The sequence below is a fragment of the Streptomyces sp. RK9 genome (genome assembly GCF_045070545.1).
Lineage (GTDB): Bacteria > Actinomycetota > Actinomycetes > Streptomycetales > Streptomycetaceae > Streptomyces > Streptomyces alboflavus.
This window is the reverse complement of sequence record NZ_CP173704.1, coordinates 1,965,041-1,981,138: the sequence shown is the minus strand read 5'-3', so window position 1 is coordinate 1,981,138 and position 16,098 is coordinate 1,965,041. Positions and strand designations below refer to the sequence as shown.

Annotated in this window: 11 protein-coding genes and 1 riboswitch; of the genes, 6 read left to right on the top strand and 5 right to left on the bottom strand. The window is 72.7% G+C overall.

From position 1 onward, the window contains the following. Positions 1-166: 166 nt before the first annotated feature. A complete protein-coding gene (locus AB6L24_RS29180) occupies positions 167-1,549 on the top strand; it encodes an SWIM zinc finger family protein (protein WP_405660088.1) in 1,383 nt (460 codons plus the stop codon). Positions 1,550-1,589: 40 nt separating this feature from the next. Then, entirely contained in the window at positions 1,590-3,338 is a 1,749-nt protein-coding gene (locus tag AB6L24_RS29175) for a DUF5691 domain-containing protein (RefSeq protein ID WP_405660086.1), read from the top strand. Positions 3,339-3,596: 258 nt separating this feature from the next. Here the strand turns inward: AB6L24_RS29175 and AB6L24_RS29170 are convergent, their stop codons facing one another. Continuing rightward, complete coding sequence (locus tag AB6L24_RS29170) at positions 3,597-4,013, bottom strand: cobalamin B12-binding domain-containing protein (RefSeq protein ID WP_289946803.1); 417 nt, start codon at positions 4,011-4,013, stop codon at positions 3,597-3,599. A gap of 470 nt (positions 4,014-4,483) precedes the next feature. On the opposite strand from AB6L24_RS29170, the gene AB6L24_RS29165 reads away from it, so the two are divergent. Together AB6L24_RS29165 and AB6L24_RS29160 are read left to right on the top strand one after the other, a co-directional pair. Continuing rightward, positions 4,484-5,338, top strand: coding sequence for an esterase/lipase family protein (locus AB6L24_RS29165; protein WP_405660083.1), 855 nt, complete (start codon positions 4,484-4,486; stop codon positions 5,336-5,338). A 312-nt stretch (positions 5,339-5,650) separates the two neighbouring features. Beyond that, positions 5,651-7,330 (top strand): M23 family metallopeptidase, encoded by a 1,680-nt coding sequence (locus tag AB6L24_RS29160; RefSeq protein ID WP_405660081.1) that lies wholly within the window; start codon positions 5,651-5,653, stop codon positions 7,328-7,330. A 132-nt stretch (positions 7,331-7,462) separates the two neighbouring features. On the opposite strand, the gene pcrA is transcribed toward AB6L24_RS29160, so the two are convergent. Next, positions 7,463-9,988 (bottom strand): DNA helicase PcrA, encoded by a 2,526-nt coding sequence (gene pcrA, locus AB6L24_RS29155; RefSeq protein ID WP_405660078.1) that lies wholly within the window; start codon positions 9,986-9,988, stop codon positions 7,463-7,465. A 275-nt stretch (positions 9,989-10,263) separates the two neighbouring features. Continuing rightward, a riboswitch (cyclic di-AMP (ydaO/yuaA leader) is annotated at positions 10,264-10,421 on the top strand. A gap of 7 nt (positions 10,422-10,428) precedes the next feature. On the opposite strand from pcrA, the gene AB6L24_RS29150 reads away from it, so the two are divergent. Continuing rightward, complete coding sequence (locus AB6L24_RS29150; RefSeq protein WP_405660076.1) at positions 10,429-11,667, top strand: NlpC/P60 family protein; 1,239 nt, start codon at positions 10,429-10,431, stop codon at positions 11,665-11,667. Between the two features lie 63 nt (positions 11,668-11,730). Here the strand turns inward: AB6L24_RS29150 and AB6L24_RS29145 are convergent, their stop codons facing one another. Next, a complete protein-coding gene (locus tag AB6L24_RS29145) occupies positions 11,731-12,084 on the bottom strand; it encodes a hypothetical protein (RefSeq protein ID WP_405660075.1) in 354 nt (117 codons plus the stop codon). 396 nt (positions 12,085-12,480) lie between these two features. On the opposite strand from AB6L24_RS29145, the gene AB6L24_RS29140 reads away from it, so the two are divergent. Beyond that, complete coding sequence (locus AB6L24_RS29140) at positions 12,481-13,539, top strand: NlpC/P60 family protein (protein WP_405660073.1); 1,059 nt, start codon at positions 12,481-12,483, stop codon at positions 13,537-13,539. 70 nt (positions 13,540-13,609) lie between these two features. Here the strand turns inward: AB6L24_RS29140 and AB6L24_RS29135 are convergent, their stop codons facing one another. Together AB6L24_RS29135 and AB6L24_RS29130 are read right to left on the bottom strand one after the other, a co-directional pair. Continuing rightward, positions 13,610-14,350 carry a LuxR C-terminal-related transcriptional regulator gene (locus AB6L24_RS29135; RefSeq protein WP_405660070.1) on the bottom strand — a complete coding sequence of 247 codons (741 nt, stop codon included), beginning with the start codon at positions 14,348-14,350 and terminating at the stop codon, positions 13,610-13,612. Then, positions 14,347-15,636: a PspC domain-containing protein gene (locus AB6L24_RS29130; RefSeq protein WP_405660068.1), complete on the bottom strand. Its 1,290-nt coding sequence runs from the start codon at positions 15,634-15,636 to the stop codon at positions 14,347-14,349. The genes AB6L24_RS29135 and AB6L24_RS29130 overlap by 4 nt, the downstream gene beginning before the upstream one ends. Positions 15,637-16,098: the final 462 nt, after the last annotated feature.

Sequence of the window (16,098 nt, the reverse complement as noted above, 5' to 3'; positions counted from 1 at the left end):
TGCGTCAGGGCAGCGGCAACCAGCAACGACGGTGCTGCGCCGACGGCTTGGCCGCGATGTGTTCCACCGTGCACCACGCCACTGACAATCACCGCCGGAACACCCCTGACCTGCACGGACGCTGAGGCCGATGTCGAATGTCAGTGCGGGGACCTACCTTCGACTCATGACTCAGCAGGGGGTGCGCTGGACGGCGGACCAGGTGCTGGCACTGGCACCTGACGCATCGTCACAGAAGGCGGGAAGCAGGCTCGGCATCGCCGGGCCGTGGTCGCGGGCGGGAAGTTCCGGCGAGGGGGCCGTGTGGGGGCTGTGCAAGGGCAGCGGCAGCAAGCCGTACCAGACGGTGATAGACACGGCGGACGTGGCGGGACCCGCGTACAAGTGCAGTTGTCCGAGCCGCAAGTTCCCGTGCAAGCACGCGCTCGGCCTGCTGCTGCTCTGGGCCGGGGACCAGGGCGGCGGACGGGCCGTGCCGGACGGGGAGCAGCCGCCGGACTGGGCGCGGGAGTGGCTGGACACACGCCGCGCGAAGGCGGCGGCCAAGGGCGGTTCGCCCGCGGCCGGCCCCGGCGCCGGGGCCTCGGCTCCCGCTGATCCGGAGGCCGCGCGCAAACGCGCGGAGCGCAGGGCCGAGCGGGTCACGGCGGGCGCCACGGAGCTGGAGCGCCGCCTCGCCGACCTGCTGCGCGGCGGCATGGCCGCGGCCGAGCAGACGGGGTACGGCCTGTGGGAGGAGACCGCGGCCCGCATGGTCGACGCCCAGGCGCCCGGCCTGGCAGCGCGCGTGCGGGAGTTGGGCGCCATACCGGCCTCGGGGCCCGGCTGGCCCGCCCGCCTCCTGGAGGAGTGCGCGCTGCTGCACCTGCTCACCTCGGGCTGGCTGCGCCGCGACGCCCTGCCCGGCCCGCTGGCGGCCACGGTCCGCTCCCGCACGGGCCTGCCCGCCCCCGCGCAGGGCGAGCCGCTGCGGGACAGCTGGCAGGTCCTCGCGCAGTACGACACCGCGGACAGCAAGCTGACCACCCGCCGCATATGGCTGCACGGACAGCGGTCCGGGCACACCGCCCTGCTCCTGTCGTACGGAGCGGCGGGCCGCGCGCCCTCCCTCGCCCTGCCGGTCGGCCTGGCCCTGGACGCCGAGCTGGTCCCGCACGCCGCCGACCCGGCGTCCCGGCAGCTCCGCGCCGACCTGGGCGAGCAGTTCACGGCACCGGCCCCCACCACGGGTCACCCGCCCGGCCTGTCACCCACCGAGGCGACCGCACGGTACGGCGACGCGCTGCGCGACGACCCCTGGCTCGACACCTGGCCGGTCACCCTCGACCGGGTCGTGCCGGTCCCGAACGGCCCGGACTGGCAACTGGCCGACGCCGAGGGCGAGACGGCCCTGCCGCTCGCGCCCTCCGCCGTGTCCCGGGCCGGACTGTGGCGCCTGGTGGCCCTCTCCGGAGGCGCCCCGCTCACGGTCTTCGGCGAATGCGGCCACCGCGGCTTCACACCGCTGGCGGCGTGGCCGCACGCGAGGGCGGAGACCGTACGGCTGTGAGGCGCGACCAAAAGACCGAAGTGAGAGAAAGGAGGGGGAGATGAACGCATCCACGTCGACCGCGCCCGCGGGAGCAGCAGTCACGTCGACCGCGCACACGGAGACCGCAGGCACGTCGACCGCACACACGGAAACCGCAGCCACCTCGAACGCCCACGTGGCAGCCGCAACCACCTCGACCGCACACGCGGAAGCAGCCGGGCGGCACGCCCGCACGCCCTGGGAGGAGCTGGTCACAGCCGCGCTCCTGGGCACCGACCGGCGCACCCCACCGCTCGTCACCCCGGGCAGGGACGCCCCGACGGCCCTCCTGGACGCGGCCGCCGTACAGACCGTGCGGCGCCGGGCCGGCCTGCGCCCCGCCCCCGCCGCCGAGCGCCCGGCACCCGCGCCCGCGGACCCGCGCCCGGTCGTCCCCGCGGCGGCCCGGCGCAGGCTCGCGACGCTGCTCGCCGACCACCCGAGCGCGAGCGGCGGCCGCCGCGGCACCGCGCCCGACCTGATGGAACTGCTGCCCCAGTGGCTGGCCCTGGCCGGGGAGCGGGGCTTCACGGCGCCCCCGGAGCTGCTGCCCGCCCTCCTGAACGCGGCCCGTGGCCGCACCGACCTGCGCCCCCAGGCCCTCGCCTTCGCGGGCCCGCGCGCCCAGTGGCTCGCCCGGTTCAACCCGGACTGGAAGTTCGCGCTGCGCACGGCCCCGGGCAGCGCGCCGAAGGCCGGCCCGCAGGACGGTCCTGACATCCAAAGACGCTGGCAGGAAGGCCTGTTCGCGGAGCGCGTCGCCCTTCTCGCCGCCCTGCGCGCGCACGCACCGGACGACGCCCGCGAGCTGCTGTCCGGCACATGGGCGACGGAGCGCGCCGAGGACCGGCTGATGTTCCTGGACTCCCTGCGCACGGGACTGCGGGCGGCCGACGAGCCGTTCCTGGAGCAGGCGCTCGGCGACCGGAGCCGCAATGTCCGCGCCACGGCGGCCGAGTTGCTGTCCGCCCTTCCGGACTCGGCACTCGCCGCCCGCATGGCCGACCGCGCCGCCTCCTGCGTGGCCCTCGACCGCACGGCGGGCCGACCGGAGCTGACCGTCGAGGCGCCGCACGAGTGCGACGCGGGCATGGAGCGGGACGGCGTCGCGCCGAAGCCGCCCGCGGGACGAGGTGAACGCTCCTGGTGGCTCGGGCAGTTGGTGGAGTCCGCACCCCTGACGGCCTGGCAGCGCCGCCTCGGCGACCGGACCCCGGCCGAGATCGTGGCGCTCCCCGTGGCCGACGGCTGGCGCGCTGAGCTGCACGCCGCCTGGTGCCGTGCCGCCGTGCGCCAGCGGGACACCGGCTGGTCGCGGGCGCTGCTCGGCGCCCCGTCGTCACCCGACGCGGCCGGACCCGGCGCGGTGTCGCTCGCGGAGCGCGCCAAGCTCCTCACCACCCTGCCCGCTGCCGAGCGGGCCGAGTGGGTCGCCGGGTTCATCGACGCGCACGGCCTGTCGGAGGCGTTCCAGCTGCTCGGCGTGTGCGCGGTGCCGTGGGCGCCCGCGCTCGGCCGCGCGGTGGTGGACGCCCTGAACATCGCCCGGGACGCGGGCAGCTACCCCTGGAGCTTCAGCGGGGTGATGGGCCTCGCGGAGCGCTGCCTCGACCCGGCGGAGGCCGTACGCCTGGAGGCGCTGACGGCGACACCGGACGAGCCGGAGGACGCGTCGCCCGGAGCCGGCGGCTACTGGTCGGAGGCGTTCCAGCGCCTCGTCAGCACATTGCGCCTGCGCGCGGCGATGCGCGAGGAACTGGACGGTTGAGGCGTGGGGCCGGGCGAGGGCCGCGTGTCGCGGGGGAGCGCACGGTACAGCCACCCCGGCCCCACGACCGCACCAGCAGCACCAGCAGCACCAGCAGCACCAGCAGCACCAGCAGCACCAGCAGTGTCAACACCCGTGCGGCGCCCGAAGTCCCGTCCCCGGGACAAACGACGGCGGGCCCCGGTGCCCACGACACCGACGCCCACCCGAATCCACGAGAACTGCGAGAACTGCGAGAACCACAAGAACCGCAGAGGCCTACGCTCCGGTCGGCTGCCGCACATTCTCCCGCACCCACTCCACGATGGCCGTGGTCGTCGCCCCCGGAGTGAAGATCTCCGCGACACCCTTCTCCTTCAGGGGCGGAATGTCCTCCTCGGGGATGATCCCACCCCCGAAGACCTTGATGTCCTCCGCGTCGCGCTCCTTGAGGAGCTCGATGACCCGGGCGAAGAGGGTGTTGTGCGCGCCGGACAGGATGGAGAGGCCGATCGCGTCGGCGTCCTCCTGGATCGCCGTGTCGACGACCTGCTCGGGCGTCTGGTGCAGGCCGGTGTAGATGACCTCCATGCCGGCGTCGCGCAGCGCCCGCGCGATCACCTTGGCTCCCCGATCGTGGCCGTCGAGCCCCGGCTTGGCGACCACCACGCGGATCGGACCGGCTGCCACACCCATCACTGCCTCCATGAACAAGAAACCGTCTGCCAGAAAGCCGTCCGCGGAATCCCGCCCGCACGGAAATCCAGCTGTCCCGGCTCGGACACCCCGCGCCGCACCGGCCGGGTAGGTGAACGAACGTTATCTCCAGCATCGCGCAGCCCGCAGTTTCGTGGTGGAGAGCGAGGGGGAAATCACACGGTGGGACACGTTCGCTGCGCGCCGCTCCCGTGTTCACCCGGCACATGGGCCGGATCCGCCCCGGCACCCGGGCCGCATCCCACCCGGCGCCCGGGCCGTCGGGGGCCGCGCGAGGGGAGCCGCCGCGAGGCCGCCGCCCCACCGCGCCGTCAGCCGCACGGCACGGTGGTGTCGGCGCGTCGCCAAGGAGTGCGCCGCGACGGGGACGGCACACGACCACTCCCGGCTTCCCACGATGAGTACACGGGGGACGGAGCCGCCTCCCGTGTGCCGACCGGGAGGTCGCCATGACGATCACGAGGGTCCAGCCCTTTCGCCGCTGCAGCACCCTGCTGCCCGCCAGCCTCGCGGGCCTGCCGCTCGCGCTCCTGAAGGCGACCGCACTCGAGTTCGTGATCCTCGCCGGACACCTCTTGCTGTATCCATCGGGCATCGCCCAGGAACGCCGGACGGCGCCACCGCCGCCCCCGCCGGACGCCCCCCGGCTGCCCGCGAGCGACAAGCCGCCGGTGCTGCTCCTGCACGGCTTCATCGACAACCGCTCCGTGTTCGTGCTGCTGCGCCGCAATCTCGCCCAGCACGGCAGGCAGCACCTGGAGTCCCTCAACTACTCACCGCTGACCTGCGACATCCGCACCGCCGCCGAGTTGCTCGGCCGCCACATAGAGGAGATATGCGAGCGCACCGGCCATGACCGCGTGGACATCGTCGGCCACAGCCTCGGCGGACTCATCGCCCGCTACTACGCCCAGCGACTGGGCGGCGACGCCCGCGTCCGCACCCTCGTCACCCTGGGCACACCGCACTCGGGCACCCGGGTCGCGCCGCTCGCGGACGCGCACCCGATCGTGCGCCAGATGCGGCCGGGCTCGGACGTGGTGGCGGAGCTGCGGGAGCCCGCGCCCGGGTGTCGTACGCAGTTCGTGAGCTTCTGGAGCGAGCTCGACCAGATCATGGATCCCGTCGAGACGGCCTGCGTCGACCATCCGGACCTGATCGCGCAGAACGTCCGCGTCTCCGGGATCGGCCATCTCGCACTGCCGGTGCACCCCGCCGTGGCGACGGCGATCCGTCAGGCCCTGGACCTCGCGGCGCCGGGCATGACCCCCGCCGCGCCGGCCGGCGGACTCACGGTGGCCTGACCCCCGGCCGAGCGGCCGGGGTCGGACTCCCCCGCCCCGGCTCCGCTCGTCCTGATTCCGGTTCGCCGTACCCGGACGATCTGCTCCGGATTCCGGTTCCACGGAGCCCGAATCCGGGCCCCGATCCACCCCTCACACTCGAACGAACCTCGAACACAGAGCCAAAGCTGTGCCCGCAGACCGCCGAAAGGCGGCCGAATGCCCGTTTCCGGCGAGCAGGAAACCTGGCGAAGATTGTCGCGCCCGCGTACCGCCGGGTACAGTCGCGGCACTGCTCTGCCAGCCCATGCTGTCGAGGCGAAAGAGAAGTTGGTGAACGACCGTCACCCGTCGGAGACCCCCGCTCCGGCCCCGGCACCCGACGCCGACTACGCCCCCTATGGGTCCTACGACCAGCAGGGCGCGCAGCACGTCGGCTACCCCGGGTACGACGGCTATTCCACCGGCACCTTCTCCACCACCGGTTTCAACGCCCCTGGCGGCTATGACGCAACGGGTGGCTTCGACACTTCCGGTTCCGGTTTCGCCGTTCCCGGCGCGGGCTTCGCGACCGACCCGCTCTTCGGCGACATGCCCGGCGGCCACGACACCGGCCAGTGGTCCACGACCGGCACGCAGCAGACCCTGACGTACGACGCGTACGCGGCCCAGCCGGGATACGACACCGGCACCCACGACACCACGGCCGCCTGGGGCGCCTCGTTCCAGCCGCTGTCGGACATCCCCTCGCAGCCGGGCCCCGACTCCGGCGCCACGTGGGACGCCACCGCCTGGAACGAGGCACCGGCGACCGGCCAGTGGGCCACACAGGTCTTCGACACCGGCGCGTACGACGCCACCGCCTGGAACTCCGGCGGTCACGACGCGTACGACAACACCCCGCAGCACGACGCCTACGAGCCCGCGCACCAGCACGACGCGTACGGCGTCCCCCAGCAGCACGACGCGTACGAGGCGCACGACACGGCCTACGACCCGCAGGATGGTTACGCCGTCCAGGATCCGTACGAGGCTCCGGCACCCGGCCCCGAGACGTACGGCTCCGGCGACCCGGCGTACGACACCGACGACGCCCCGCACGCGTTCCTGCCCGACGAGGCGCCCGACGACCGGCTCGGCGGCGTCGAACCGGCCACCGACCACGCCGAGCACGGCGATCGCGCCGACGACGAGCACGCCGACCTCCACGACTACGCGCCGGTGGACCGCCCCGAGCGCTCCCGTTCCGCCCGGTCGGCCGCGCCCCGCGGCCGGTCCCGCTCGCGCCGCTCCCCCGCCAAGCGCTCCGCGCTGTTCACCGTCGCCGTGCCGTCGGCCTGTGTGATGGGCGTCGCCGGTGTGGCCGCGGCCTCCGTCGGCGGTCTCGGTGGGGGCGACGACGGCAAGGACACCCAGGCGTCCGCCCCGGACCCGGCGACCGTGAAGCCGTCCACCGCCAACAACAAGCTCGACACACAGCTGGCGAACCTCTCCGCGGACGCGGGCGACTTCGCGGACCGCGCGAGCCGCACGCAGGAACGCATCGACCTGAAGGCCCAGAAGGTGGCCGCGCACAAGCAGGCCGTCGCGGAGGCCGCGCGCAAGGAGCGGCTGCGGCCGAAGTTCTCCCTGCCGGTCGCGCAGCGCGGCCTGAGCGCCTACTACGGCCAGGCGGGTGTCAACTGGATGTCCGCGCACTCCGGGATCGACTTCCCGGTGTCGTACGGCACGGAGGTCAAGGCCGCCACCGACGGCACGGTCTCCACGAAGTACAACAGCGCCTACGGCAACATGGCGATCGTGACCGCCAAGGACGGCACGGAGACGTGGTACTGCCACCTCTCCACGCACAAGATCGCGAGCGGCCCCGTGAAGGCGGGCGAGACCATCGCCTTCTCCGGGAACTCCGGCAACTCCACCGGCCCGCACCTGCACTTCGAGGTCCGCCCCGGCGGCGGCTCGGCGATCGACCCGCTGTCGTGGCTGCGCAGCCACGGGCTCGACCCGACGTAACCCCCGAAGTCCGCCGTAATCTCCGAAGGCCGACGGAAGCCTCCGAAGCGACGCAATCCCCCGAAGGGTGCAACTCCAGCCCCCGTCGCTGGAGTTGCCCCTTGAGAGTGTCCCTCTTCCGTCGAGTGAGGGCTACAGCTTTTCCACCGGCGCGTACCTCAGCAGCAGCCGCTTCGGCTTCTCCGCGCCGAAGTCGACCGTCGCCTCGGCGTTCGCCCCGGTGCCCTTCACGCCGACCACCGTGCCGAGTCCGAACTGGTCGTGCGTGACGCGGTCGCCGATGGCCAGCGAGACCACCGGCTTCTCCGACGCGCGGCGGGTGGCGAAGCCCTGCGCGCCGCCCGCGCGGGAGCGCGACGACGACAGCGAGGCGGCGACACCGGCGGCCGGTCCGGACGACGCGGGCGCGCCGACGGAACCCTTCCGCTTCCAGTCCAGATGGGTCTCCGGGATCTCCTCCAGGAAGCGCGACGGCGGGTTGTACGACGGCTGGCCCCAGGCGCTGCGCAGGGAGGACCGGGTCAGATACAGCCGCTCCCGCGCGCGCGTGATGCCGACGTACGCGAGGCGCCGCTCCTCCTCCAGTTCCTTGACCTGGCCGAGGGCGCGCATGTGCGGGAACACGCCGTCCTCCATGCCGGTCAGGAACACGACGGGGAACTCGAGGCCCTTGGCGGTGTGCAGCGTCATCAGCGTGATGACTCCGGAGCCGTCGTCCTCCTCGTCGGGGATCTGGTCGGAGTCGGCGACCAGGGCGACACGCTCCAGGAAGTCCGAGAGCGACCCGGCGGGGGCGGCGCCCTCCGGGGTCTCGACGGTGGGATCGGCGGCGGCCTCGGCGCCCTCGGCGGTGGCGGACGCCCCCTCGGCGGTGTTGTTGTCCTGCTCGAACTCCAGGGCCACGGCGGCCAGTTCCTGGAGGTTCTCGATGCGCGTCTCGTCCTGCGGGTCGGTGGAGGACTGCAGCTCGGCCAGGTACCCGGTCCGCTCGAGGACGGCCTCCAGGACGACGGCGGGACCCGCGCCGGACTCCACGACCGTGCGCAGCTCCTCCATGAGGGTGTTGAAGCGCCGCACGGCGTTCGTGGAGCGGGCCGCCATGCCGTACGCCTCGTCGACGCGGCGCAGCGCCTGCGGGAAGGAGATCTTCTCCCGCTGGGCGAGCGCGTCGATCATCGCTTCGGCGCGGTCGCCGATGCCGCGCTTCGGCACGTTCAGGATGCGGCGCAGCGGGACGGCGTCCTCGGGGTTGGCGAGGACCCTCAAGTACGCGAGGACGTCGCGGACTTCCTTGCGCTCGTAGAACCGCACGCCGCCGACGACCTTGTAGGGCAGGCCGACGCGGATGAAGATCTCTTCGAAGACACGGGACTGGGCGTTCGTGCGGTAGAAGATCGCCACGTCGCCGGCCTTGGCGTCGCCCGCGTCGGTGAGGCGGTCGATCTCGTCGGCGACGAACTGGGCCTCGTCGTGCTCGGTGTCCGCCACGTACCCGGTGATGCGGGCGCCCGCGCCCGCGTTGGTCCACAGGTTCTTGGGGCGGCGGCTCTCGTTGCGCTCGATGACGGCGTTGGCGGCGGTCAGGATCGTCTGCGTGGAGCGGTAGTTCTGCTCCAGGAGGATCGTGGTCGCGTCCGGGTAGTCCTCCTCGAACTGGAGGATGTTGCGGATCGTGGCGCCGCGGAAGGCGTAGATGGACTGGTCGGCGTCACCGACGACGCACAGCTCGCCCGGGTCCTGGCCCTCTCCGGAAGGGCCCACCAGCTCGCGCACCAGGGCGTACTGCGCGTGGTTGGTGTCCTGGTACTCGTCGACCATCACGTGGCGGAAGCGGCGGCGGTAGTGCTCGGCCACGTCCGGGAAGGCGCGCAGCAGGTTCACCGTCGTCATGATCAGGTCGTCGAAGTCGAGGGCGTTGGCCTCGCGCAGGCGCGACTGGTACATCGCGTACGCCTGGGCGAGCGTCTTCTCGAAGCCGTCGGCAGCTTGGGCGGAGAAGTCCTCCTCGTCGATCAGCTCGTTCTTCAGGTTCGAGATCTTGGCGCTGAAGGACTTCGGCGGGAACTTCTTCGGATCGAGGTCCAGGTCCCGGCAGACCAGGGCCATCAGACGCTTGGAGTCGGCGGCGTCGTAGATCGAGAAGGAGGACGTGAAGCCCAGCTTCTTGTACTCCCGGCGCAGGATGCGCACGCACGCGCTGTGGAACGTCGACACCCACATCGCGCCCGCGCGCGGGCCGACGAGCTGCTCGACGCGCTCCTTCATCTCGCCCGCGGCCTTGTTCGTGAACGTGATCGCGAGGATCTGGCCGGGGTGCGCGCCGCGCTCCGCGAGGAGGTACGCGATGCGGTGGGTGAGCACCCTCGTCTTGCCGGATCCCGCGCCGGCGACGATGAGCAGCGGGGAGCCCGCGTGCACGACGGCCGCGCGCTGGTTCTCGTTCAGGCCGTCGAGCAGCGCCGCCGGGTCGATCGCCGGGCGGGGGGCACCGTCGCGGTAGTACGCGTCCCGGGGTGCGGGCGCGTCGAACTTCCCTTGGAACAGGTCGTCCGGAATGGGCTCCGGAGCGCTGTCCTCGGGCGGCGGCGGGGGTTCCTCGTCGTGGCCCTGCGAGGGCTTGAGGTCCGCCAGGAAGCTGTCGTCAAAGAGGCTGCTCATCGCCTCCCGAGTCTAGGCGGCCCCACTGACAACCCGCCCCGGGTTCCACGAGGCCGCCTTGAGCCCGCCCGGTTCCGGCCACAGCCGCGCTGCGCACCCGGGGCGTCACGCTGTGCCACGGCCCCGGCCGTCCGCGTCAGCGCGGCGCCAAGGGCCTCGTGAAGTCACGAAAATGTATCGGGCATATCGAACATCATCCTTCCCTCGTGCCACGGGAGTTGGCTAGCGTGCTGCGCGGGCCGCACGTCCCCCCACCGGCGATCCCCGCCGGTCCCGCGCGGCCTCCGCCGAGTCCGACGTGTTCGGAGCCGGGGACCCACCATGTTCTTTGGGGTGAATCCGCTCCGTACGGCGTACGGAGCGGTAGGGCAGCCTTCCGAAGCACCCGCCCGAACCCGACAGCTAACCCGGTAGGCGGTCCACGGAAGGAGTCGCCAGCTTTGGCGTCGCACCGCAAGCCGCGCAGCCGCTCAGCCCTCATACGCACGACCCCCGCCCTCGGCATCACGACGGCCGCCCTGACGTCGGTGGCCCTGCTGTCGCAGAGCGCGAACGCCGCGCCGTCCGCCCCCTCCGAGCCGGGCAAGCCGAGCCTCGAAGAGGTCCAGAAGAAGGTCGACGACCTCTACCAGCAGGCCGGGGTGGCCACGCAGAAGTACAACTCGGCCAAGGAGCGCACCGACAAGCAGCGCAAGAAGGCCGACCGGCTCCTGGACGACGTCGCCAAGCGCACGGACCGGCTGAACGAGGCCCGGCAGGAGCTGGGTTCCTTCGCCGCCGCGCAGTACCGCACCGGTGCCGTCTCCGAGACCGCCGCGATGATGCTCGCCGACGACCCCAAGGGCTTCTTCGACCAGAACCACCTCGCGGACCGGCTCACCAGCCGCCAGAAGAAGGCCGTCGACGACTACCAGACCCAGCAGGTCGCGGCGACCAAGCAGCGCACGAAGGCCACGAAGAGCCTGAAGTCGTTGCAGGACTCGCGGGACGACCTCCGGTCGAGCAAGCGGACCGTACAGACCAAGCTGACCGAGGCCCGCTCGCTCCTGTCGAAGCTGACCGCCGAGGAGAAGGCGCGGCTCGCGGCGATCGAGAAGCGCAAGGAGGAGGCCGCCAAGCGCAAGGCGGCCGAGCTGGCGCGCAAGCAGGCCGCGGAGGAGCGCGAGCGGAAGGCCAAGGAGGCCGCGGAGCGGCGCGAGCGGGAGCGTGAGCAGGGTCAGGAGGAGGGTTCGGGGCCCGGCTCGGACTCCGGCTCGGACAGCGGCTCCGGGGCGGGCTCGGGCTCGGACACGGGTTCCGGCTCGGGGTCGGGCACGGGCAGCGGATACGCGGCCAAGGCCCAGAAGGTGATCGCCTTCGCCGAGAAGCAGATGGGCAAGCCCTACGTGTGGGGCGCCACGGGGCCCGGCTCCTACGACTGCTCCGGGCTCACGCAGGCGGCCTGGAAGACCGCCGGGATCTCGCTGCCGCGCACCACCTGGGACCAGGTGAAGGTCGGCACGACCGTGCCGACCTCCCAGGCCAAGCCGGGGGACCTGGTCTTCTTCTACGACGACATCAGCCACGTCGGGATCTACATCGGCGACGGCAAGATGATCCACGCCCCGAAGCCGGGTGCGAACGTCCGCGTCGAGTCGATCTACTACATGCCGATCCACAGCGTGGTCCGGCCTGCGTGAGCCCTGGAGCCGAAAATGCCCCGCACGCGCGCGTGCGGGGCATTTCGCGTCAGGGGGCCGCGGTCACGTCCAGAGCACCGCGATGAAGATGTTCGCCGTCGTGAGGCCGCCGACCGCACCGAACATCCCCTTGTCGACCTTCTCCTCGTCCCGCTTCACGTACACGAGCCCGAGAATCACGATCAGCAGCGCGAGCTTGATTCCGATCTTGACGTTGTTGACCGTGTTGTCGTCAGCCTGGTTCAACCCGACGAGGGCGACTCCAGTGATCAACATGGTCAACGCGCCGTGCAGCATCGCGGGGCTGAACCGGGCCGTGCCCGCGCTCATCGCCTTCATCTGGGTCAGGAAGCCGCCCAGGAGCGAGGCGATGCCGATGATGTGCAGGCCGACGAAGAGATGGATGAGTACGTCCATGGGGCGGAGCCTAATTCCCGGCCCTCGGCGCGGTCCGGGCGGGGCCGTATCACCCACCGCCGGGAAAGCGGGCCACAAACGCCACATCGGTCACGCCGCCGCGAAACCCGCCACCGCGCCCCGGCAGGAGCGCTCGTATCCGTTCACTCCGCGCCACTCATCCGTCGTTAGCGCACATCGGGTCACGAACCGGTGACGGTCAGGTTTAGCGTCCTCTGCCAGGTGACCGGCTCCCCACCGCCACCCCGTCCAGGGGCGGCAGTCGGCCACCTCCGCCGAGAAAGTCCGACGGCGTCCCGCTCCCCTGTGCGAGCGCCGTCGGACCGGCACCGCAGCGGCGTCAGGCACGGCGGCACCGGTGAGGGCCCCGGCCACTAGGAAGGACGTGGAGCCTCCGTGGCAGCGCACCGCAAGCCCAAGCAGCGCTCGCTCAGCGGCCATACGGCCCGTACGGCCGCCACCCTCGCCCTCGCGTCGGCCGCCACCGCGACCGCCTTCGAGGGCACCGGACACGCGGAGCCCAAGGTCACTCCCAGCGAGGTGAAGGAAAAGGTCGACGAGCTGTACCGCGAGGCGGAGGTCGCCACCGAGAAGTACAACGGCGCCAAGGAGAAGGCCGACAAGGCCGAGCGGTCCCTGGCCGGCCTGCGCGACGAGGCGGCCCGCAGGACCGAGAAGCTCAACACGGCCCGCCAGGGCCTGGGTTCACTGGCCACCGCGCAGTACCGCACCGGAGCCGTCGACCCGTCGGTGCAGCTGGCGCTCTCCTCCGACCCGGACGAGTTCCTCGACCGGGCCTCGCGCGCGGACCGCGCGGGCCACCGCCAGGCCGCCACCGTCACGGACGTCCGCCACCAGATTCGTGAGCTCGACCAGCTGCACACCGAGGCGGACGGCACGCTCGACGACCTCAAGTCCCGCCAGGCGGACCTGCGGAAGCACAAGAAGACCGTGACCGGCAAGCTCGCCGAGGCCAAGCGGCTGCTCGCCCGGCTGACCGCGGCGGAGCGCGCCCGCCTCGCCGCGGACGGGGCGGCCGGTGACGCCGACCGCGCCTCGCGCGACACCTCCCGCGGCCCCGCGCCCGGCGCCTCGAAGGCCGTCGGCTCCCGCGCCGCGGCGGCCGTCTCGTACGCCTACAAGGCCCTCGGCAGCCCCTACGTCTGGGGCGCCACAGGCCCGAGCGCCTTCGACTGCTCCGGCCTCACCCAGGCTGCGTACCGCGCCGCGGGCGTCTCCCTGCCCCGCACGACCTACGCCCAGATCGACGCCGGACGACGTGTCTCACGCGCCGAACTCCAGCCGGGCGACCTGGTGTTCTTCTACTCGGGCATCAGCCACGTCGGCCTCTACGTCGGCGACGGCAAGATGATCCACGCCCCGAACCCGAGCGCGCCGGTCCGCCTCGCACCCATCGACCAGATGCCGTTCGCCGGGGCCACGCGGGTGGGGTGAGCCCACGCCGTCCGGAGCGAGGTGCCCCACCGTGGGGTGAGTCCGCGCTGCGGGGCGGGTCGGCCCGTCGTCAGACCAGGCGCCGCGCCGTCGCCCACCGCGTCAGCTCGTGCCGGTTGGAGAGCTGGAGCTTGCGCAGCACCGCCGAGACATGGGACTCGACCGTCTTCACGGAGATGTAGAGCTGCTTGGCGATCTCCTTGTACGCGTACCCGCGCGCGATGAGGCGCAGCACCTCGCGCTCCCGCTGCGTGAGGCGGTCCAGGTCCTCGTCGACCGGCGCCGCGTCCGTCGACGCGAACGCGTCCAGGACGAAACCGGCGAGCCGCGGCGAGAACACCGCGTCGCCCTCCTGGACCCGGAAGATCGAGTCGACCAGGTCCGTGCCGGTGATCGTCTTGGTGACGTAGCCGCGGGCACCGCCCCGGATGACCCCGATGACGTCCTCCGCTGCGTCCGACACCGACAGCGCGAGAAACCGCACCGGGTTCTCCACGTCCGCCATCAACGGCGCGCACCGGCGCAGGACTTCGACCCCGCCGCCGCCCGGCAGGTGCACGTCGAGGAGCACCACCTCGGGGCGCGTCGCCGTGATGACCGTGACCGCCTGGTCGACGTCGGCGGCCTCGCCGACCACCTCGACGCCCGTGTGCTCCGTCCGGCCGATCTCCGCCTGCACGCCGGTGCGGAACATCCGGTGGTCGTCGACCAGGACGACCCGCACGCGCCGCCCGGCCTCGGCCCCGCCCGCCTCGCCGCCGCGCCGGGCGTCGGTCTCCGCCGGCCCGCCCTCTTCGGTCGCGTCGCTCATGTCGCCGCCGTCCTCTCCATCTCCAGCTCGACTTCCGTGCCGCCGCCCGGCACCGCGCGCAACCGCGCCGTACCGCCGTTCCGCTGCATGCGGCCGATGATCGATTCTCGTACGCCCATGCGGTCGTCCGGCACGGAATCCAGATCGAATCCCGGGCCGCGGTCCCGCACGGACACGAAGACCGTCTCCCCCTCGACTTCGGCGAAGACCTGCACCGCGCCGCCCTCGCCACCGTACTTGGCGGCGTTCACCATCGCTTCCCGCGCGGCCTGCATCTGTGCCGTCAGCCGGTCGTCGAGCGGGCAGTCGCCGACCACGACCACCTCGATCGGGACGCCGTGCTTGTCCTCGACCTCCGCGGCGCTGCGGCGCACGGCCTCGGCGAGGGTGTCGGGCTCCTGTGCCTCGTCCTTGCCGGTGCCCTCCGGCTTGTACAGCCACGCGCGCAGGTCGCGCTCCTGGGCCCGGGCGAGGCGGCGGACCTCGCCCGGGCTGTCCGCGTTGCGCTGGATCAGGGTCAGGGTGTGCAGCACCGAGTCGTGCACGTGCGCGGCGACCTCCGCGCGCTCCTGGGCACGGATGCGCATGAGCCGCTCCTCGGAGAGGTCCTGCGACATCCGCACGAGATAGGGGCCCGCGAGCAGCGCGATGCCGACGAGCACCGCGAGCGCCGCCTGGAGCGCGGCCCCGAGGTCGGACGCGGAGCCCCGCAGGACGAAGATGCCGGACACGCCCACGCCGACGAGGACCACTCCGGCGGCGGTCCGGGCGATCGTGAGCGTGCGCCGTCTGCGGCCGACCTCCATCCAGCGGGCCCTGCGGGCGTTGTCCGCCTGGCGCCAGACCAGCGCGACACCGGCGGCGACGAGCAGGGTCGGCCAGAGATAGGCCTGCGTCGGGCCTTCCAGGTCCACGCTGCCGACGAAGACCATGACGATGATGACCATCGCGAGCAGCGCGAAGATCTGGCCCTTGTCCGGCTTGCGCGCGACCAGCTTGCGGCGGCCGTCCGGGGACGTCTCGGTGGACACCACGGCCGGCCGCTGGGCGCCGCCGACGCCGCCGACGCCCAGGGGCACGAAGAACCAGAACGCCGCGTACAGCAGCGCGCCCAGGCCGTTGTCGAGGAACAGGCCGATGAAGATGATCCGCACCCAGATCACGGGCAGCCCGAGATGGCCCGCGAGGCCGCGCGCGACCCCGCCGAGCAGGCGGCCCTCACCGCTGCGATAGAGCTTCCGCAGCGGCCGCTCGTCTTCGATGGGTACAGCTGCGGCTTCCGGCATGTGTCCGATGTTCACACGCGGGCGCGGGCGAGGGCATCAGGGTCGAGCCCCGAGACTCCCCTGATCTCTCGCCTGATCCGCCGCGTGTCCCCGCCGGTCCGCCGCGCCTGTCCCCCCGCCGGTCCGACGCTGGCCCCCCGGCCGGTTCGCCGCTGGTCCTCGGCCGGTTCGCCGCTGGTCCTCGGCCGGTCCGGCGCCGACCTCTCGGCCGGTCCACCGCCACCGTCCGTTCCCGCCCTGTCCAGCCCTGCCCTGCCGCCCTGCCCAGCCCTGCCGCCCTGCCCAGCCCTGCCGCCCTGCCGCCCTGCCCAGCCCTGCCACCCCGCCACTGATCTCCCGGCCGGTCAGCCTGCGATCCCGGCCGGTCCGACGGGCTCCCGCACCGGTTTTCCGCGCTGCCCCGAGGCCTGATCAGGGCTGCGGGCTCCGGGGCGGTCAGGGACGATTTCAGGGTTGGGCCAG